The following is an 18,526-nucleotide window of genomic DNA, read 5'->3' on the forward strand; positions in this document are numbered from 1 at the left end:
GACGCATACTCCGAGGCGGACACTTTTCCTGCCGGCCCGGTCCTTCGCAGGAAATCACAACAACGCATTCGGGAGTCTCACTCGCCATGCAACGCCGTCAATTCCTGACCGCACTGGGCGCCGGTGCGGCCGGTGCCGTCGCCGCGCCCTTTGTTTCCACGGCCAACGCCCAGGAGACCGTCACCTGGAACATGGTCACTTCCTGGCCGAAGAACTTCCCCGCCCTGGGTACCGGGGCCAATGACTTCGCCAAACGCATCGAAACCCTGTCCGGGGGCCGCATGCGGGTGCAGGTGCATGGCGCCGGTGAGCTGGTGCCGGCACTGGAGGTCTTCGACGCGGTGGCCGCCGGGACCGCCGAGATGGGCCATTCCGCCGCCTATTACTGGCGTGGCAAGGTCGCCGCGGCGCAGTTCTTCACCGCCGTGCCGTTCGGCATGAACACCGCCGAGACCAACTCCTGGCTGTACAACGGTGGCGGCATGGAGCTGTGGGACGAACTCTACGCCAAGCACAACCTGAAGCCGCTGGCGGTGGGCAACACCGGCACCCAGATGGCCGGCTGGTTCAAGAAGGAAATCCATTCGCTGGACGACATGCAGGGCTTGAAGCTCCGCTTGCCGGGGCTCGCCGGCGAGGCCATGAAAGGCATCGGCGTCACCACGGTCAACATGCCGGGCTCGGAGATCTTCACCTCGATGCAGACCGGCGTGCTCGATGCCGCCGACTGGGTGGGCCCCTACAACGACCTGGCGTTCGGCCTGCACCAGGTAGCCGACTACTACTACACGTCGGCATGGAATGAACCTAGCGCGATTCTCGAAGGCACCGTCAACCTGGACGCGTGGAACGCGCTGCCCGACGATCTCAAGGCCGTGGTCAGTGAAGCCGCGCGCAGCGCCAACCTGGCGATGATCGACGAATTCACCTATCGCAATGCGCAGGCGCTGAAGACGTTGGTCGACGAGCACAACGTGCAGCTGCGCAGCTTCCCCGCGGACGTGATGCAGGCACTGTACGAGTCTTCTCAGCAGGTGCTGCAGAGCCAGGTCGACAACGACCCCGATTCGCGCAAGATCTACGAGTCCTACCGCGAGTTCCAGACACTGGTACGTTCGTTCACCGACGTCGGCGAGTTCGCCTATCTCAAGACACGCGACGCGATCAGCGCCTGACCGAAGGCTCCCCGCTCGCTGCCGCGTCATGGGCGGTCATGGCGCTGGCGACGGATTCAGGCGGTGCGGTCCCCGTCGGGAACGGCACGAATGCGCCCGTTGTCGTCGAGCGCGACCATAACGAAGCGCGCCTCGGTGACCTTGTAGAGTTCGTCGGGGTCGCGCTCATGGGGCGGGCGAATCCACACCTGGACATCGATATTGATCGAGCTGCGCCCGATCTCGCGTACCGCGGTATAGATATTGACCACGGAACCCACCCGTACCGGGCACAGGAAATCCATGGCTTCGATGGCCACGGTGGCGGTACGCCCATGCGCCTCGCGACCGGCGGCCAACTCGACGGCCTGATCCATGTGGCCGATCAGCCAGCCGGCGGGGATATCGCCGTAGAAATTGGTATCCTGGCGGGACGCCAGCACTTTCAGCGTCAACTGGCCCTGCGGTGCGGGAACATCATCGAGATTGGTCATGGTGTCATGTATGGGCTTGTTGTTGTCGGAAGGCACACGATGCGCGGCGAGTGGCATGCCCCCGCAGCGCGGTATCGAATAGCATCTTATACGCCAGTGCCGGGTGATCACCACCTTCTGCGACAACTCATCCCACCCGACATCGGCCAAGGGAGGCATTCATGATCCTCAGGATGGTAGCGGTCATCCTGCTGTGGTTGACGGCCGCCGGGCTGGCGTCCGGCGCCGAGCGGCCGGTCGCGGGAACCCTCAATTCCATCGGCTCCGAGACCCTCGCCGGTCTGATGCTGCGCTGGGGCGAGCAACTCGAGGACCGCCATCCCGGGGTCCGCCTGCAGCTCCAGGCCAGTGGCTCGGCAACGGCACCGCCGGCGCTGGCGGCCGGGACCACGCGGCTGGGTCCCATGTCGCGCCCCATGTCCGAGGCCGAACGGCACGACTTCACCGTTCGCCAGGGGCATGCGCCGACCCGGATACCGGTGGCCATGGATGCCCTGGCGGTGTTCGTGCATCGCCACAACCCGCTCGAAGCGTTGAGCCTGGCGCAGGTGGACGCCATCTTTTCCGATACCCGGCGCTGTGGTGCCACCGCCCCCCTCGAGCGGTGGGATACCCTGGGGGGCAGGGCCGAGCCGATCGTGCGCCACAGTCGCAATTCGGCTTCCGGCACCTACGGCATCTTCAAGCGCATCGCGCTGTGCGGGGGAGACTTCCGGCTCGACGTCAACGAATACCCGGGCTCCTCGGCGGTGGTCGCGGCGGTGGCACAGAGCCCGGGAGGCATCGGTTACGCCGGGATGGGCTATCTGACGTCGTCGGTGCGGGCCGTGGCCCTGCGTGACGGCGAGGGGCGGGCGGTGGCGCCGAGCATCGAGGCAACGCTGAGCGGCGCTTACCCCTTGTCTCGCACCCTGTATCTGTATGTGAATCTGCCGCCTGGGGAGCGGCTTCCCCAACCGGAAGCGGCCTTTATCGACCTGGTGCTGTCGCCAGCCGGGCAGGAAACCGTCCGCGAACTGGGATTCGTGCCTCTGCCGGATGAGATGATCGCGGCCAGTCGCGAGTCCCTGGCCCTGGAACCGTTGCCGCCGCCCCCATGAAACGCTGTCATCTGGCTGTCACACAGTTGCCTTACTTTTGTGGCAGATCCTCGTTGTCCGTACGGTCAATTCGCATGTTTTCCGATATCCGCCGTCCATGATCGATTCCTTCATCCTCACGGCGCAACGGCGCCGGCGTAAGCGGTGGGTGCGTGATCGCCTGGCCACATGGCTGATCAGCGCCTGCGGTATCGGCGTGATCGGGGCCGTGCTGGCGATCGGGGTGTTTCTGGCGGTGGAGGTGATGCCACTGTTCGCTCCGGCCAAGGTCAGTCAGGCGCCACAGGCCGAGCAGGAGAGGGGGCGAGTCGTCGACTGGCAGCGTACCTGGTGGCGTCCCGGACGGCAGGCGATCGCCGAGCTGCCGCTTGGCGGCGAACTCGCCGCGCGGATCGCCCGCCAGGCGACGCCGGTGCTGGCCATTGGCGACGAGTATCTGTGGCTGGCCAACCAGGATGAACTCGAGGTGTTCTCGCTGGCGGGGCACGAGCCGCAGCTGCTGGGCCGGGTCACGGCGGTCGAGGAGGGGCGGCGCATCAGCGCGCTGGCCGCCCTGGTCGGTGGCCAGGCGCTGATCGTCGGCGACGACGGCGGTGGCGTCAGGCGCTGGGTGATGGGCCCCGACGGTGCCCTGCCGGTACCCACCACGGCCTACCGCGAGAAGGGCCCGGCACCGATCCGCACCCTGATGCCGCTGCCGGAACGACGCCTGTTCCTGGCCCTCGACACCGCCGGGGACCTGACGCTCTACCAGGCCCTTGCCGGCCAGCGCTGGACGGGACAGGCCCCCCAGGGCGAGCCCGCCGGGTTCGATGCCGAAGGCAGGCTCGTCTGGGTGGGCGAGGCAGGAGTCGAGCGATTGACCATCGATGCCAGGCATGCCGAGATCAGTTGGCATACCCTATGGCGGCCCCAGCATTACGAAGGCCACGGCGCTCCCGAGCACCGCTGGCAGTCCAGTGTCACCAGCCCCGCGGACGAGCCCAAGTTCGGCCTGGCGCCGCTGGCCTGGGGGACGCTCAAGGCCGCCGCCTATGCCTTGCTGTTCGCCATTCCCCTGGCGTTGGGGGCTGCGATTCACTCGGCGTGTTTCATGTCGCGTCCGTTGCGACATCGCATCAAGCCGGCCATCGAAATGATGGAGGCCATGCCGGGAGTGGTGATCGGCTTCATCGCCGGGCTGGCGTTGGCCCCCTACATCGAACGTCATCTGGCCGGCGCCTTCGCCCTGCTGCTGGTGTTGCCGCTGGGCCTGCTCGGCGGCGGCTGGGTGTGGTCGCGTCTTGCCCCCGCGCTGCAGGCGAGGCTGCCACTGGGCTGGGCGGGGCTGTGGCTGATGCCCTGGCTGGCGGCGTTGATCGCCTTGGCCATGTGGTTGTCGCCGATGCTGGAAAGCGTACTCTTCGCCGGCGATCTGCGCCTGTGGCTGGAACGCACCCTGGGACTCGATTATGTCCAGCGCAACGCCATGATCGTCGGCCTGGCCATGGGCTTCGCGGTGATTCCGACCATCTACGCCCTGACCGAGGATGCCCTGTCCGGGGTGCCGGCCACCCTCGGGGAAGGCGCTCAGGCACTCGGGGCGACGCGCTGGCAGACGCTGTGGAAGGTGCTGCTGCCGGCGGCCAGTCCCGGCATCTTCTCGGCCGTGATGATCGGCGCCGGACGTGCCGTGGGGGAGACCATGATCGTGCTGATGGCGACCGGCAATACGGGGGTGATGACCCTGAGTCCGTTGGAGGGCATGCGCTCGATGGCCGCCAATATCGCCATTGAATTGCCAGAGGCCGTGCTCGGCAGCACGCACTACCGGCTGTTGCTGCTCAGCGCCTTGCTGCTGTTCGTCTTCACCTTCTGTGTCAACACCGTGGCCGAGGTGGTACGTGCCCGGCTCAAGCATCGCTATCGGCGCCTGGGAGGCCGGCCATGAAGGGATGGGGACGCCGCCGACGCTTGCCGCGCGGCGAGGGGCCCTGGCCATGGTTGGCGGCGGGCAGCGTCGCCCTGTCGCTGCTGATGGTGGTGATCCTGCTGGCGGTACTGGCCGGGCGTGGCCTGGCGCATTTCTGGCCGGCCGACATCGCCCTGGTCACGCTCGATGACGGACAGCGCTTCGCCGGTCGTCTGGTGCGTGAGGAGCGGTTATCGCCCGACCGGGCGGCCTCGTCGGAGCGGCTCTACCATACCGGTAACCGCGAGCTGGAGGGCGACGTCTGGCGTTGGGTCGCGACCGAGCGTATCGCCACCCCGGATGTCCCGGCCGAGCTGGTGGTCGTCGAGCGCAGCCAGTGGAGCGATTTCCTCGGCCGGGTGGTGGGCCTGCAGGAGGCGGGCCGCGATCTCGCGATCGCCGATAGCGAACTGTGGCCGACGGTGCAGCAACGCCTGGCGCGTACCCTGCGCCTGCGAAAGGATCGGGATGTCCTGCGCGAGACGCTGGTCGATCCCCTGACCAACCGCCTGGCCAACCGGCGCCGCCAGGACGATCGCGATGCCGAACGGATGGCGGCCCTGGCCAGCGAACTGGCCGAGGCCAATGCCCAGGTACTGGCATTGCAGGAGGCCATGGCCCGCGACAGCCTGGTGCTGGAGAGCGTCGACGGTCATCGCCTGATCCAGCCCCTCGATGCCGTATACGAAATACGCCGCCCCAATGCCATGTCGGTGGTGGAGAAGTCCATGGTCTGGGGGCAGGAGGTGTGGCGCTTCCTCAGCGAGGGCCCGCGGGCCGCCAATACCGCGGGCGGCGTATGGCCGGCGATCTTCGGCACCGTGCTGATGGTGTTGCTGATGTCGGTGGTGGTCACGCCCTTCGGGGTGCTGGCGGCGGTGTACCTCAACGAGATCGCTCCGCAGGGACGGGTGACGAAACTGGTGCGTATCGCGGTGCGCAACCTGGCCGGGGTGCCGTCGATCGTCTACGGCGTGTTCGGTCTGGGGGTCTTCGTGTATGGCATCGGCGGGACGCTCGACGAGTGGTTCTTCAGCGATACGCTGCCGTCGCCGACCTTCGGTACCGGCGGTCTGCTGTGGGCGTCGCTGACGCTGGCACTGCTGACCCTGCCGGTGGTGATCGTCGCCACCGAGGAGGGCCTGGCCAGGATTCCCGACCATCAACGCGAGGGTGCCCTGGCGCTGGGTGCGACGCGCGCCGAGACCTTGAGGCGGGTGGTGCTGCCCATGGCGGTGCCGGCCATGCTGACCGGGGTGATCCTGGCCATCGCGCGTGCCGCCGGCGAGGTGGCGCCGCTGATGCTGGTGGGGGTGGCCAAGCTGGCCCCGCAGGTGCCGGTGGACGGTACCTTCCCGTTCCTCCATCTTGAAAGGAAGTTCATGCACCTGGGGTACCACATCTTCGATGTCGGCTTCTTCAGCGGCGATGTCGAGGCAGCATTGCCGCTGGTCTATGCCACGGCGCTGTTGCTGGTCCTGGTGATCCTGGTGCTTAACCTGACTGCAATCTTTCTGCGGCATCATGTCAAGGCGCGTCATGGCGCGCTGCAACGCTAGGAGGCTCGCCGTTGTCGTCTCTCGACCCCGTTACCGAAAAAATGCCCCCGGCACCTGTCGCCGCCGGCGCGGTGACCGAGATCCCCTCGGCCGCCAGCTGCTTCGAACTCGAGGGGCTGTCGCTGGCCTATGGCGATACTCCGGCGCTCAGCAATCTGACCTTACGCATTCCGCGTCAGCGAGTGACGGCCTTCATCGGGCCTTCGGGCTGTGGCAAGTCGACGCTGTTGCGCGCCCTCAATCGTCTGCATGACCTCAACGAGGACGTGCAGCGTCAGGGGCATATCCGCCTCGAGGGGCAGGAGATCCATGCCCCCGAGGTGGTGGTCGCGGAACTCCGGCGGCGGGTCGGCATGGTCTTCCAGACTCCCAATCCCTTTCCCATGTCGATCTACGAGAACGTGGCCTTCGGCCTGCGCCTGCAGGTGGCGATGAAGAAGCGTCAGCGCGACGAAGTGGTCGAATGGGCACTGCAGTCGGCGGCGCTGTGGGACGAGGTCAAGGACCGGCTATACGATTCCGCCTGGTCGCTGTCCGGTGGGCAGCAGCAACGCCTGGTGATTGCCCGAACCCTGGCGGTGCAACCCGAGGTGCTGCTGCTCGACGAGCCGGCCTCGGCTCTGGATCCGATCTCGACGCTCAAGATCGAGGAACTGATCCGTAGCCTGAAGTCACGGCTGACCCTGGTGCTGGTTACCCACAACATGCAGCAGGCGGCGCGGGTCTCGGACTACACCGCCTTCCTGCATGGCGGCGAGCTGATCGAGTATGCGGCCACCGACACCCTGTTCACCAATCCGCGCCTGGCGCGTACCGAAAACTACATTACCGGCCGGATGGGCTGAGAGTGCCCCGGCAGGCCACAGGAGAGAGACCCTTGGATATCACCAGCGAAACGCACAGCCAGCATATTTCCAAGCAGTTCAACCATGAGCTCGAGGAACTCAAGACGCACCTGATGACCATGGGCGGCCTGGTGGAGCGCCAGGTTCAGGAGGCCGTCGCCGCCTTGCTCGACGGCGACAGCCGCCTGGCCGAACGCGTGCGCGACAACGACAAGGCCGTCAACGATCTGCAGATCAAGATCGATGACGAATGCACCCGGGTGCTGGCGCGCCGCCAGCCGGCGGCGTCCGATCTGCGCTTGGTGCTGGCGGTGATCCGTGCCACCTCGGATCTCGAGCGGATCGGCGACGAAGCCAGCAAGATCGCGCGCAATGCCCTGGCCCTGACGGAAAATGGCAACGGCACCAAGGGCTTCGTCGAGGTGCGCCATATCAGCGAGCACGTGCGCAAGATGGTGCGCGATGCGCTCACCGCCTTCGCTCGTTTCGACATCGACCTGGCCCTGGCCGTGGTCCATGAAGACGATGCGGTGGACAGCGAATACACCAGCGCCATGCGCTCGCTGGTGACCTTCATGATGGAGGATCCGCGCTCGATCACATCGGTGTTGAGCGTGATGTGGATCCTGCGCGCGCTGGAGCGGATCGGCGATCATGCCGACAACCTCGCCGAATACGTGATCTATCTGGTCAAGGGGTTGGATATCCGCCACATCGATCCCGATGACCTCGACGAGGACGCCTTGAAGCGCAAGCGCTGAGTATTTTCCGCCACGCGATGCGATACTGACGACCGTCGCCCTTCGCTGGCGACGGTCTCGTCGTTTCCTGTTCGGAGTTCGCTTGCGATGCTGAATGCCCTGACCGCACTCACGCGGGGTACGCGACTGGTGTTCTCGCCGGGTCTGCGGCGCTACGTGTTCGCGCCGGTGCTGATCAATCTGCTGGTCTATGCCGCCATGCTGCACTATGTGCTGGCCAGCTTCGGTGGCTGGCTGGATGCCTGGATGGCCATGGTCCCGGCCTGGCTGGGATGGTTGGAATGGCTGATCTGGCCGCTGTTCGTGATCGCCCTGGTGCTGGTGGTATTCTTCACCTTCACCCTGGTGACCCATATGATCGCCGCCCCTTTCTACGGCTTTCTGGCCGCCAAGGTGGAAACCCGCGTGACCGGCAGGCCGCCCGCCGACGATCGGGGACTGCTCAAGACCGGCATCGACGCACTGGGCCGCGAAATGGTCAAGCTGGCCTATATTCTGCCGCGGCTGGCACTGCTGCTCGTGGTGAGCTGGATCCCGGGCATCAACCTCATCGCCCCATTGCTGTGGGCCGCCTTCTCGGCCTGGATGATGTCCATTACCTATCTCGACTATCCGATGGACAACAACAAGGTCGGCTTCGCCGACATGAAGCGCCGGCTGCGCGCGCGCTGGTGGCCGACCCTCACCTATGGCGGCTGGGTCACCCTGATCACCTGGATTCCGCTGGCCAACCTGTTCCTGCTGCCCGGCGCCGTGGCCGGCGCGGTGTTGATGTGGGACCGGCACTACCGCGATCCCGCCATGGGGGTGGTTCAGGCGCGCTGAACTTCGCTGCGATCGTTGTTGGTGGCGATCAGGCGCGTCTTGGGGAAGACGCAGCGGAACAAGGCACCGCTGCCGGGATGGGAGTCGATCTCGAGGCTCGCATCATGGCGCAGCAGCACGTGCTTGACGATGGCCAGCCCCAGGCCGGTCCCGCCGGTGGCGGTGCTGCGGCCCTTGTCGACACGGTAGAAGCGTTCGGTCAGGCGCGGGATATGCACCGGGTCGATACCGTCGCCGTCGTCCTCCACCTCGAGACAGGCACCGGCGCCGTAGGCGCGCCAACGCAACACGATATGGCAGCCCTCGGCGGTATAGCGCACGGCATTGAACACCAGGTTGGAAACGGCACTGCGCAATTCCTGTTCGCTGCCCAGCAACTGGCGGTCGTCGTCGAGTTCGACACTCAGGATGTGACGCCCGCCGGAGAGCGACTCGCCATCGCGGCGAATCGCCTCGAGCAGCTCGCTGACCCGTACCGGGGTCGCATCGTCGGTGCGCTGGTCGATCTCCAGGCGCGACAGCAGCAGCAGGTCGTTGACCAGGTTCTGCATGCGCGTGGTCTGTTCCTGCATCTGGGCCAGGCCACGCGCGAAGCGGGCCGGCAACTGGTCGGCGTAATCCGAGTAGGTCTCCAGATAGCCGCTGAGCACCGTCAGCGGCGTGCGCAGCTCATGCGAGACATTGGCCACGAAGTCGCGGCGCATCTGTTCCAGGCGGTGCAGCCGGGTGATGTCGCGGGCCATCAGCAAACGCTCGTCGTCGCCGTAGAGGGTGATCTGGAACTGCAGCACCCGGCGCTCGTCGATCGGGGATGGCAGGGTCAGCGGTTCGCGGTAGTCACGAGCATTGAAGTAGTCGATGAAGCGCGGATCGCGCAATAGGTTGGTGATGTGCTGGCCGCGGTCGTGAGCGGCCACCAGGCCCAGCATGCGCTCGGCGGCGCTGTTCCACCACTCGAGGTCGCCGCGCCGGTCGAGCATGACCACGCTGTCATTCATCGCCTCTGACGATTCCTGGATACGCCGCAGAGTGGAACGCAGGCGTTGTTGGGTGAGGCGCTGGCCCTTCTGGTACTTGTAGAGGCGATCGAACAGCTCCCCCCACACGCCGCTGCCAGCCGGTGGTTCGTCATGCGGGTGGCGGGTCAGCCAGCGATACAGGGCACGCAACTGGTACAGGTGCATCGCCAGGTAGATACCCAGCCCGGCGGCCAATCCCAGCCCGGGCACGCCGATCACCCAGCCCGCTGCCAGACCGGCGATGGCCAAGGCGGCTAGCCGCCACAGTTCGCGGGTCCAGAGATGCACGTCAGCCCTTGGCGGAGAACCGATAGCCGGTGCCGCGCACCGTCTGGATCAGATGCTGATGGGTGTCGCCCAACGCCTTGCGCAGGCGACGGATATGCACGTCCACGGTCCGCTCCTCGACATAGACATTACCGCCCCACACTTGATCGAGCAGTTGACTGCGAGTATAGGCGCGTTCCTGGTGGGTCATGAAGAACTGCAGCAGACGATATTCGGTAGGGCCGATATCCACGGCGCTGCCGTGGGCACTGACGCGATGGCTGGCCGGGTCCAGTATCAGGCCCTCGACCTCCACGGCTTCCTCGACCCCCTTGGGGGTGGTGCGCCGCAGCACCGCCTTGAGACGTGCCACCAGCTCGCGCGGCGAGAAGGGTTTGGTGATGTAGTCGTCGGCCCCCGCTTCGAGCCCCAGGATCTTGTTGTCCTCTTCGCTCTTGGCGGTGAGCAGGATGATGGGCAGCTCGGCGGTGGTCTCCTCACGCTTGAGGCGCCGCGCCAGTTCGATGCCGCTGGTGCCGGGCATCATCCAGTCGAGCAGCAGCAGGTCGGGTTGGTGATCGACCACCATGGCATGCGCTGTCTGGGCGCTGTCGGCTTCCAGTACCCGGTAGTCGGCCATTTCCAGGGCCACGGCAATCATCTCGCGGATCGAGGCTTCGTCATCGACGATCAGAACGGTCTTGGCGGTCATTGGCAGGCCTCATGAAGGCAATGACGGAGTGATGACGATTGCAACATGCTGATATGACAATACCATGACAGCCGCTCTTGGCCGAGCCTGATGTAGCCCCGCTCACCCGCTCGCGGGCGGCCACAGCGCCAGGACCAGGCCGGCGAAGACCACCAGGCCCGCCCAGTGGTTGTTGAGAAAGGCGCGGAAGCAGTGTTCGCGGGAACGGTCGTGGATCAGCCAATGCTGGTAGACGAAAATCGCCGCCATGGCCGCTAGCCCCAGCCAGTAGAAACCGCCCAATGCCAGGCGAATCCCGAGCCAGCCCAGCAGTCCCAGTGTCGCGAGTTGCAGCAGGCCGATCATCAGCTTGTCGGCGCGCCCGAACAGCACCGCGGTGGACTTGATGCCGATCTCGAGGTCGTCGTCGCGGTCGACCATGGCGTACTGGGTGTCGTAGGCCACCGTCCAGGCGACATTGGCGGCGAATAGCAGCCAGGCCTCCACCGGCAGTTCCTGACGTACCGCACCGAAGGCCATGGGGATCGCCCATGAAAAGGCAGCGCCGAGAAAGAGCTGCGGCAAGTGGGTATAGCGCTTCATGAAGGGATAGATGAAGGCGAGGGCCACGCCCACGAAGGACAGCATCACCGTGAACAGGTTGGTGAAACACACCAGCACGAAGGCGCTGGCCACCAGCACGCCGAACAATACCTTGGCTTCCCGCTCGCGGATGCGGCCGGTGGCCAGTGGCCGGTCGCGGGTGCGCTTGACGTGGCCATCGAAATGGCGATCGGCATAGTCGTTGACCACACAGCCGGCGGCCCGCATCAGATACACTCCGGCAACGAAGATCAACAGCACGTCACGGCTTGGCAGGCCCTCGGCAGCGATCCACAGCGCCCACAGTGTGGGCCACATCAGTAGCCAGGTGCCGATCGGGCGGTCGAGCCGCATCAGGTGCAGGAAATCGGGCAGGCGTCTGATGCCGCGGGGGGGCAAAGTCTGTTCCATCGCAACCTCCAGGACGATTGGCCGATATCCTAGCGCGGCGGCAGGCGCAAATCATCCGCCATGGTGTCGAGGAAGAATTCCTGAACCAGCACCGCGAAGCGCCCGTGGCGGAACACCGAGCGTCGTCCCCAGGGGCCAGGGGCTGGATAGAAGGGGGCCGGCTGGTGGGTGGTTTCGATGGAACTGCGTTCGAGGTCGGGTTGACGAAACAGCCAGCTCCCCAGGGAGCGCTCCCCCAGGCGGTCCAGGCGCTGGCCGCGCAGTTGCGCCAGGGGGGCCACCGAACGCGCTACCACCCAAGGGCGTTCGGCCACACTAAGCGCCACTTCGCGCAGCCAGGCATGCCGGCCCAACGGCAGACCCAGGGCCTGGGCCTCGTCACGCCGGGGGCGGCCGATGCGCTGGTCGAGCAAGCAGACGCGGAAGTCACGGCTTCCTGCGGCCGCGATCAGGCGCGCCGTCAGCGAATCGCTGGAGGCAACCCAATCCCACCAGGCGGGACTCATGGCCGGGCGACTGGCAGCGGCGGGATGCCAATGAGGGCATCTGCTCGCAACGATTGTCAGGCGATCGCGCACCTCGCGTCTCCGGGTCAGGAACGGGGCGCGTAGTGTAACATGTGGGCTCGATGATATTGGCTTGCCAGGAGCTTCATGAGCGAACCTCTGACCATTCTCGGTACCGGCATGGCTGGCCTCGGCCTGGCCCGACAACTGCGTGCCCGGGATCCCGAGCGAGCGATCACGCTGATTACGGCGGACAGTGGCGATGACTACTCCAAGCCCCTGCTGTCTACCGGGTTCGCCAAGGGCCTGCCCCCCGAACGCCTGGCGCAACGCTCGGCGTTGGAGGTGGCGGATCAACTGGAGGCGGTGGTGCGTACCCATACGCGGGTCACGGCCATCGATGTCGAGGCCAACACGCTGTGGCTGGATCGCGAAGCGCTGCCCTACGGCGAGTTGGTGATCGCCACCGGGGCGGTGCCGCAGCCGCCGATGGCGATTGCCGAGAGTGTCAGCGGGCGGGTCTTCACCATCAACGATCTCGATGATTACCGCGTCTTCCATCATGCCCTGAGTCGTCTCGGCCGGCCCGGCCGGGTAGCCATCGTCGGCGCCGGACTGGTGGGTTGCGAGTTCGCCAACGATCTCGCCGATGGCGGTCATCGGGTCTGCCTGATCGCTCCGGAAACCACGCCCTTGGCGCGTCTGCTGCCCGAGCCACTGGGCAAGGCGCTGGGCGATGCCATGCGCGATAGCGGTATCGAGCTGCGGATGGGGCGCACCCTGGCCACTCTCGAAGAGGGCGGAGCTAATGTAAGTATGACATTGAGCGATGGCGATACCCTGGAAGCGGACCTGGTGCTGGTCGCCACCGGCCTCAAGCCGCGTATCCAGCTTGCCGCCGAAGCGGGGCTCGAGGTCAGTGATGCGGGTATCCATACCGACCGCTATCTGCGCACGTCGGCCCCGGGAGTCCATGCTCTGGGCGACGTGGCCTGTGTGGACGGTATCAATGCCATGTACGTACAGCCGTTGCAGGCCTGTGCCAAGGCCCTGGCGGCCACCCTCTCCGGCACCCCGACGCGAGTCAGCTATGGTCCCTGGCCGGTGCTGGTCAAGACCCCGGTATGTCCGGTGGTCTCCCTGCCGCCGAGACAGGCGCCGGCGCGTTGGCATATCGAAGGGGAGAGCCCCGACTTGACAGCCTTGGCCGAGGACGAAGACGGACGTTTGATTGGATTTGCGTTGACAGGCGCCTGCGTCAGGCGGAAAGTCGAACTGGCGCGAGCGGCCCCGGCGTTGCTAGTCTAGTGACGTTATGGTGCAGTCGTTCTCGCAGGGGGCGGCAGTCGTTCTCGCAGGGAACGACAATGCATCGCAACGGGTGTCGCTTCTCAATGAACAATAATGACGGCGGCCAGGCCGCCTTGCTTATGCCAAATCAGGAGGGTTTTTTATGCGCAAACCAGAACTCGCCTCGGCGATTGCCGAGCGTGCCGATCTTTCCAAGGACAAGGCCGGGCAGGTACTCAATGTCATTCTCGACGAGATTACCGGCAGTGTGGCCAAGGGGCAGGACGTATCCCTGATCGGTTTCGGCTCCTTCACCGTGCGCGAGCGTGCCGCTCGTACCGGCAAGAACCCGCAAACTGGCCAACCCTTGACCATTCCGGCCAGCAAGACGGTGGCTTTCAAGCCAGGCAAGGCACTCAAGGAAGCAGTGACCAAGTAGCGCCGGCTTCGGAGCCTTTCGAGGCTGCCTGGTGTTGGAGCATCGAGAGGGGGAACCCTGCGCCAGGCCCCGCCGGCTGTCATTCAGCAGCCGGCGAGCATTCCCGTTTTCCTTCTTTCGCAAGGACCGCCATGAAGCTTCGATTGATGCTGTGGTTACTCGGCTTGATGCTCAAGCGTGCCCAGCGTCGCAAGCCACGTTTTCGCGATGCGCTTGCCGAGATTCGCGGCCTCGACTGGGGCATCGCCACCGAAGACCTATCCATCGCCCGCCATTACCGCATGTCACCCAAGGGCATCGAGACCGGCCCTGGCCTGCCGGTGGATCTCGACCTCGAACTACGCTTCGACGATGAAGCCACCGCCGTCAAGGTACTCAGAAGACCCACCCAGCGGGCCTTCCTCGACGGCATGATGGCCGGTAACGTACGCCTGGTCGGCGATTCCGGCGATCTGCAGAAACTGCAGAAGTTGCTAAAGTATCTTTGAGCTACGGGCTACGGGCTACGGGCTACGGGCTACGGGCTACGGGCTACGGGCTACGGGCTACGGGCTACGGGCTACGGGCTACGGGCTACGGGCTACGGGCTACGGGCTACAAGCCTCTGCCAGCTCGCTGCCCGAAGCTCGCCGCTCGTTGCCGGTAATCCTACACCTGCCCATACCTTCCCGCTTCTTCGCCCAGCCAGCGGCGGATCAGCGGCGTGCTGGCGGCCGGGGCCTCCTCCAGCAAGGCCTTGGCAAGAGGGCTGACCTGTTCGAGCAGGTCGCGGTCGCGTTCCAGGTCGGCGATCTTCATCTGGGCCAGGCCGGTCTGGCGGGTCCCCAGCACTTCGCCGGGGCCGCGCAGCTCCAGGTCCTTCTCGGCGATGCGAAAGCCGTCGTTGGTTTCGCGCATCACCGCCAGCCGCTCGCGGGAGTGGGCAGACAGGGGCGGGTGATAGAGCAGTACGCAGAAGCTCTCGGTGGAGCCGCGCCCGACACGGCCGCGTAGCTGGTGCAACTGCGACAGGCCCAGGCGTTCGGGATTCTCGATGATCATCAGGCTGGCGTTGGGCACGTCGACGCCGACTTCGATCACCGTGGTGGCGACCAGCAGGTCCAGCTCACCGGCCTTGAAGGCGGCCATCACCTCGGTTTTCTCGGTGGCCTTCATGCGCCCATGCACCAGCCCGATGGTCAACTCCGGCAACGCCTCGACAAGGCTGTCGCGGGTCGCTTCCGCGGCCTGGCACTGCAGTGCCTCGGACTCCTCGATCAGGGTGCATACCCAATAGGCCTGGCGCCCCGCGGCGCATGCCTGGCGGATGCGGGTGACGACCTCGGGGCGGCGTTCGTCGGGCACGGCGACGGTCTGCACCGGGGTGCGGCCGGGCGGCAGTTCGTCGATCACCGAGACATCGAGATCGGCGTAGGCGCTCATCGCCAGGGTGCGCGGAATCGGCGTGGCGGTCATCACCAGCTGGTGAGGCGTCAGGCCGCCGGCCTCGCCCTTCTCGCGCAGGGCCAGGCGCTGGTGGACGCCGAAGCGGTGCTGTTCGTCGACGATCGCCAGGCCCAGGCGCTGGAAGTGCACGTCGCCCTGGAACAGCGCATGGGTGCCGACCACCATCTGCGCGCGGCCGTCGAGGATCGCCGCCTTGGTGTCGAGCCGCGCCTTGCCCTTGAGCTTGCCGGCCAGCCAGGCGACGTCGATGCCGAGGGGCGCAAGCCAGTCGCGAAAGGTGCGGAAATGCTGTTCGGCGAGGATCTCGGTGGGCGCCATCATCGCCGCCTGGCAGCCGTTGGCGATCGCCTGCAGCGCGGCCATCGCCGCCACCACCGTCTTGCCCGAGCCGACGTCGCCCTGGACCAGTCGCAGCATCGGCAGTGGCCGCTCCAGGTCATGGGCGATCTCGTCGAACACCCGGCGCTGGGCCCCGGTCAGGGCGAACGGCAGTTGGGTGACGAAGCGAGTCTGCAGGCCGCGCCCCGAGGTCAGCGTGGGGGCACCATCGGACTGGATGCGCAGACGCACCTGCCGCAGGCTGAGTTGGTGGGCCAGCAGCTCTTCCAGGGCCAGGCGGCGCTGGGTGGGATGCCGGCCATCGGCCAGGCGGGCGAGATCGGCGTCCGGTGGTGGCTCGTGCAGGTAGCGCAGTGAGTCATGCAGCTCGGGCAGGCGAAACCTCTCGCGCAGAGTCTCGGGAATCCAGTCGGGCAGCGAGGCGGGCGCTGCGTCGAGCACTTTCAGGGCCTGGCCGATCAGCCCTCGCAGGCGGGCCTGATTGAGACCCTCGGTGGTGGGGTAGATGGGGGTCAGGTGATCTTCCACCGGGGTGTCGTCGGCCTTGAGCAGCCGATATTCCGGGTGATAGATCTCGAGCCCGGTGGCACCCGCGCGGGCCTCGCCGAAGCAACGCACGCGGACGCCCGGGTGGAACTGCTGTTGCTGGGCGGGGGAGAAATGGAAGAAGCGCAGGCTGAGGATGCCCGAGCCATCCTTGAGGCGCACCAGCAGACTGCGTCGCCGCCCCCGCACCACATCGCTGGCGGCCACCTCGCCTTCGACCACCGCCTCGTGCCCGGCGCGCAGGGTGGCGATGGGCGTGATGCGCGTGCGATCCTGATAGCGCAGCGGCAGATGGAAGAGCAGGTCGGCGACGCTCTCGATGCGCAGCCGCGCCAGCTTGGCGGCCAGTGCCTCGCCGATGCCGGACAGCGCCGTGACGGATTGCGCCAGGTCGCTCATGCCGGCTCGAGCTGCTGCAGACGACGGCAGCGGCCGATGGCCTCGGTCAGGGCATCGATGGCCTTGGGCCGCGGGAAACTGGCCCGCCAGGCGATGGCCACGGTGCGCGCCGGCGCCTCGGGCGTGAACGGGCGGCTTTCCAGCACCCCGGCTTCATAATGCCCGGTGCCGATGGCTGAATGCGGCAGCACCGTCACGCCGAGCTTGGAGGCGACCATGTGGCGAATGGTTTCCAGCGATCCGCCCTCGGCAGTCAGGGTATTGCTGGGGCTGTTGAGTTGGGCGCTGATCGCTGGGCAGGCCTCGAGGATCTGGTCGCGGAAACAGTGCCCCTCGCCGAGTAGCAGCAAGCGTTCGGTGAGCAAGTCTTCCTTGTCGATGGTGGCCTTGGCCGTCCACGGGTGGCCCGCCGGCATCAGCACCTCGAAGGGCTCGTCGTACAGGGGTTTGGTCAGCACGTCGGTTTCGGTAAAGGGCAGGGCGACGATGATCGCATCCAGTTCTCCGCTGCGCAGCTTGCGACGCAGGTTGGCGGTGAATCCCTCTTCGATGTACAACGGCATCTGTGATGCCGAGCGGGCCAGTTCCGGGACCAGGTGCGGAAACAGGTAGGGGCCGATGGTGTAGATGGCGCCGATGCGCAAGGGGCTGGCGAGCTGATCCTTGCCGGCGTTGGCCAGCTCCCTGATGACGCTGCTTTGCTCCAGCACGCGCTGGGCCTGTTCGACGATCTGCTCGCCCAGCGGCGTGACCTGCACCGTGGACTTGGAGCGCTCGAACAATGCCACGCCGAGCTCTTCCTCGAGCTTCTTGACGGCGACCGACAGGGTGGGCTGGGAGACGAAGCAACGCTCGGCGGCGCGACCGAAATGACGTTCCTGGGCCAAGGTTACGATGTACCTAAGTTCTGTTAGAGTCATGGTGGTGCCTTCGCGGCATCCTCTCGAAGCAAATGGACGGATAGTTTCCAATAGGGACTTTTTATCAAGGGGCGAAGGAAAGGTGAAGACGACGACTCTGATTATAGGCTGTGGCGATATCGGCATGACCCTGGGCCGGCAGTTGCGCGACGCTGGCCAGCGGGTGCTGGGCGTGCGTCGCAATGCGCGGGCACTCGAGGGCAGCGGCATCGAGGCGCTGGCATTGGATATCAATGCCGAAGGTACGCCGGCGGCGTTGCCCGATGCCGATATCGTCGTCTATGTGGTAAGCGCCGACCACTTCGAGGAAAGCGCCTACCAGGCCGCTTACCCCACGGGCCTCAAGGCCGTGCTGAATGAATATGGCCGTCGCGATAACCCACCCAAACGCATCTTCTTCGTCTCCTCGACCAGCGTCTATGCCCAGCAGGACGGTGAGCTCGTCGACGAGACCAGTCCCATCAACCCGCACGGCTTTTCCGGGCAGTTGATGCACGCGGCCGAGCAAGTCCTGTTCGAACACGAGTTGCCCGGCACCGTGGTGCGCTTCTCCGGCATCTATGGTCCGGGGCGTGATCGCTTGATTCGGCAGGTCAGCGAGGGCCGTATCGCTCCTGCCGCACCGCCGATGTATACCAATCGCATTCATCGTGACGACTGTGCCGGCGTGCTGGCCCATCTGATCGACCTGACGCTCGGCGGTGAGGGCATCGGTGAGCTGTATCTGGCCACCGATTGCGAGCCCGCTCCGCTGCACGAGGTCATGGCCTGGCTGGCCGGCAAGCTCAAGGTGGAAACCACCGAGACCATCCAGTCACCGCTGCGGCGTCGTTCCAGCAAGCGTTGCGACAACACCCGCCTGCGTGAATCCGGCTATCTGTTCCGTTTTCCCAGCTATCGCGAAGGCTATGCCCAGGTGCTCGAACAAGGGGGCTTTCTGCACCAGGAGAAAGCCTGAACC

17 protein-coding genes and 1 pseudogene are annotated in these 18,526 nt (G+C 65.8%); 11 read left to right on the forward strand and 7 right to left on the reverse strand.

The annotated features are described in order from the left end of the window. Nucleotides 1-86 precede the first annotated feature (86 nt). Nucleotides 87-1,175 carry a TRAP transporter substrate-binding protein gene (locus ACFOEV_RS09865; protein WP_386773376.1) on the forward strand — a complete coding sequence of 363 codons (1,089 nt, stop codon included), beginning with the start codon at nucleotides 87-89 and terminating at the stop codon, nucleotides 1,173-1,175. Nucleotides 1,176-1,231: 56 nt separating this feature from the next. On the opposite strand, the gene ACFOEV_RS09870 is transcribed toward ACFOEV_RS09865, so the two are convergent. Beyond that, the gene (locus ACFOEV_RS09870) at nucleotides 1,232-1,648 is read right to left on the reverse strand and encodes an acyl-CoA thioesterase (protein WP_386773872.1); all 417 of its coding nucleotides are present in this window, start codon (nucleotides 1,646-1,648) and stop codon (nucleotides 1,232-1,234) included. 161 nt (nucleotides 1,649-1,809) lie between these two features. On the opposite strand from ACFOEV_RS09870, the gene ACFOEV_RS09875 reads away from it, so the two are divergent. The 6 genes and pseudogenes from ACFOEV_RS09875 (at nucleotide 1,810) to cysZ (ending at nucleotide 8,689) form a co-directional block, all read left to right on the forward strand. Beyond that, nucleotides 1,810-2,748 carry a PstS family phosphate ABC transporter substrate-binding protein gene (locus ACFOEV_RS09875; protein ID WP_386773378.1) on the forward strand — a complete coding sequence of 313 codons (939 nt, stop codon included), beginning with the start codon at nucleotides 1,810-1,812 and terminating at the stop codon, nucleotides 2,746-2,748. 994 nt (nucleotides 2,749-3,742) lie between these two features. Further along, nucleotides 3,743-4,678, forward strand: a pseudogene (locus ACFOEV_RS09880) (ABC transporter permease subunit); the annotation flags it as partial. Continuing rightward, nucleotides 4,675-6,258: a phosphate ABC transporter permease PstA gene (pstA, locus tag ACFOEV_RS09885; protein WP_386773380.1), complete on the forward strand. Its 1,584-nt coding sequence runs from the start codon at nucleotides 4,675-4,677 to the stop codon at nucleotides 6,256-6,258. The pseudogene ACFOEV_RS09880 and the gene pstA, both read left to right, overlap by 4 nt. Nucleotides 6,259-6,299: 41 nt before the next feature. After that, complete coding sequence (gene pstB, locus ACFOEV_RS09890) at nucleotides 6,300-7,103, forward strand: phosphate ABC transporter ATP-binding protein PstB (RefSeq protein ID WP_386773875.1); 804 nt, start codon at nucleotides 6,300-6,302, stop codon at nucleotides 7,101-7,103. 32 nt (nucleotides 7,104-7,135) lie between these two features. Further along, a complete protein-coding gene (gene phoU, locus ACFOEV_RS09895; RefSeq protein WP_386773382.1) occupies nucleotides 7,136-7,864 on the forward strand; it encodes a phosphate signaling complex protein PhoU in 729 nt (242 codons plus the stop codon). 87 nt (nucleotides 7,865-7,951) lie between these two features. Further along, a complete protein-coding gene (gene cysZ, locus ACFOEV_RS09900) occupies nucleotides 7,952-8,689 on the forward strand; it encodes a sulfate transporter CysZ (RefSeq protein WP_386773384.1) in 738 nt (245 codons plus the stop codon). On the opposite strand, the gene phoR is transcribed toward cysZ, so the two are convergent. The 4 genes from phoR to ACFOEV_RS09920 form a co-directional block, all read right to left on the reverse strand. Further along, nucleotides 8,677-9,996: a phosphate regulon sensor histidine kinase PhoR gene (phoR, locus tag ACFOEV_RS09905; protein WP_386773386.1), complete on the reverse strand. Its 1,320-nt coding sequence runs from the start codon at nucleotides 9,994-9,996 to the stop codon at nucleotides 8,677-8,679. The genes cysZ and phoR overlap by 13 nt on opposite strands. 1 nt (nucleotide 9,997) lies before the next feature. Then, nucleotides 9,998-10,687: a phosphate regulon transcriptional regulator PhoB gene (phoB, locus tag ACFOEV_RS09910; protein ID WP_386773388.1), complete on the reverse strand. Its 690-nt coding sequence runs from the start codon at nucleotides 10,685-10,687 to the stop codon at nucleotides 9,998-10,000. Between the two features lie 102 nt (nucleotides 10,688-10,789). Beyond that, nucleotides 10,790-11,680, reverse strand: coding sequence for a 4-hydroxybenzoate octaprenyltransferase (gene ubiA, locus ACFOEV_RS09915; protein ID WP_386773390.1), 891 nt, complete (start codon nucleotides 11,678-11,680; stop codon nucleotides 10,790-10,792). Between the two features lie 29 nt (nucleotides 11,681-11,709). Then, on the reverse strand, nucleotides 11,710-12,186 hold the full coding sequence (locus ACFOEV_RS09920; protein WP_386773392.1) for a chorismate--pyruvate lyase family protein: 477 nt from the start codon (nucleotides 12,184-12,186) through the stop codon (nucleotides 11,710-11,712). 147 nt (nucleotides 12,187-12,333) lie between these two features. Between ACFOEV_RS09920 and ACFOEV_RS09925 the strand changes: the two genes are divergently transcribed. The 3 genes from ACFOEV_RS09925 to ACFOEV_RS09935 all read left to right on the forward strand — a co-directional run bounded on the left by ACFOEV_RS09925 (nucleotide 12,334) and on the right by ACFOEV_RS09935 (nucleotide 14,403). Beyond that, nucleotides 12,334-13,494 carry an NAD(P)/FAD-dependent oxidoreductase gene (locus ACFOEV_RS09925; protein WP_386773394.1) on the forward strand — a complete coding sequence of 387 codons (1,161 nt, stop codon included), beginning with the start codon at nucleotides 12,334-12,336 and terminating at the stop codon, nucleotides 13,492-13,494. 145 nt (nucleotides 13,495-13,639) lie between these two features. Further along, nucleotides 13,640-13,915, forward strand: coding sequence for an HU family DNA-binding protein (locus tag ACFOEV_RS09930; RefSeq protein ID WP_386773395.1), 276 nt, complete (start codon nucleotides 13,640-13,642; stop codon nucleotides 13,913-13,915). A 131-nt stretch (nucleotides 13,916-14,046) separates the two neighbouring features. Then, on the forward strand, nucleotides 14,047-14,403 hold the full coding sequence (locus ACFOEV_RS09935) for a hypothetical protein (RefSeq protein WP_386773397.1): 357 nt from the start codon (nucleotides 14,047-14,049) through the stop codon (nucleotides 14,401-14,403). A gap of 160 nt (nucleotides 14,404-14,563) precedes the next feature. Here ACFOEV_RS09935 and recG read toward each other — a convergent pair whose 3' ends face one another. Together recG and ACFOEV_RS09945 are read right to left on the reverse strand one after the other, a co-directional pair. Next, entirely contained in the window at nucleotides 14,564-16,645 is a 2,082-nt protein-coding gene (gene recG, locus ACFOEV_RS09940) for an ATP-dependent DNA helicase RecG (protein ID WP_386773399.1), read from the reverse strand. Continuing rightward, nucleotides 16,642-17,565, reverse strand: coding sequence for a hydrogen peroxide-inducible genes activator (locus ACFOEV_RS09945; RefSeq protein ID WP_386773401.1), 924 nt, complete (start codon nucleotides 17,563-17,565; stop codon nucleotides 16,642-16,644). The genes recG and ACFOEV_RS09945 overlap by 4 nt, the downstream gene beginning before the upstream one ends. A gap of 82 nt (nucleotides 17,566-17,647) precedes the next feature. On the opposite strand from ACFOEV_RS09945, the gene ACFOEV_RS09950 reads away from it, so the two are divergent. Next, the gene (locus tag ACFOEV_RS09950) at nucleotides 17,648-18,523 is read left to right on the forward strand and encodes an SDR family oxidoreductase (protein WP_386773402.1); all 876 of its coding nucleotides are present in this window, start codon (nucleotides 17,648-17,650) and stop codon (nucleotides 18,521-18,523) included. Nucleotides 18,524-18,526 lie beyond the last annotated feature (3 nt).

The sequence above is a fragment of the Litchfieldella rifensis genome, assembly GCF_042646605.1.
GTDB lineage: Bacteria > Pseudomonadota > Gammaproteobacteria > Pseudomonadales > Halomonadaceae > Litchfieldella > Litchfieldella rifensis.

Bases quoted from the DNA above. Each gene is read 5' to 3' on its own strand.
- ACFOEV_RS09875 (WP_386773378.1), top strand. From the start codon at position 1,810: ATGATCCTCAGGATGGTAGCGGTCATCCTGCTGTGGTTGACGGCCGCC.
- ACFOEV_RS09925 (WP_386773394.1), top strand. From the start codon at position 12,334: ATGAGCGAACCTCTGACCATTCTCGGTACCGGCATGGCTGGCCTCGGC.
- ACFOEV_RS09930 (WP_386773395.1), top strand. From the start codon at position 13,640: ATGCGCAAACCAGAACTCGCCTCGGCGATTGCCGAGCGTGCCGATCTT.
- phoB (WP_386773388.1), bottom strand. From the start codon at position 10,687: ATGACCGCCAAGACCGTTCTGATCGTCGATGACGAAGCCTCGATCCGC.
- cysZ (WP_386773384.1), top strand. From the start codon at position 7,952: ATGCTGAATGCCCTGACCGCACTCACGCGGGGTACGCGACTGGTGTTC.
- ACFOEV_RS09945 (WP_386773401.1), bottom strand. From the start codon at position 17,565: ATGACTCTAACAGAACTTAGGTACATCGTAACCTTGGCCCAGGAACGT.
- pstB (WP_386773875.1), top strand. From the start codon at position 6,300: ATGCCCCCGGCACCTGTCGCCGCCGGCGCGGTGACCGAGATCCCCTCG.
- pstA (WP_386773380.1), top strand. From the start codon at position 4,675: ATGAAGGGATGGGGACGCCGCCGACGCTTGCCGCGCGGCGAGGGGCCC.
- ACFOEV_RS09865 (WP_386773376.1), top strand. From the start codon at position 87: ATGCAACGCCGTCAATTCCTGACCGCACTGGGCGCCGGTGCGGCCGGT.
- ubiA (WP_386773390.1), bottom strand. From the start codon at position 11,680: ATGGAACAGACTTTGCCCCCCCGCGGCATCAGACGCCTGCCCGATTTC.
- ACFOEV_RS09920 (WP_386773392.1), bottom strand. From the start codon at position 12,186: ATGAGTCCCGCCTGGTGGGATTGGGTTGCCTCCAGCGATTCGCTGACG.
- ACFOEV_RS09935 (WP_386773397.1), top strand. From the start codon at position 14,047: ATGAAGCTTCGATTGATGCTGTGGTTACTCGGCTTGATGCTCAAGCGT.
- recG (WP_386773399.1), bottom strand. From the start codon at position 16,645: ATGAGCGACCTGGCGCAATCCGTCACGGCGCTGTCCGGCATCGGCGAG.
- ACFOEV_RS09870 (WP_386773872.1), bottom strand. From the start codon at position 1,648: ATGACCAATCTCGATGATGTTCCCGCACCGCAGGGCCAGTTGACGCTG.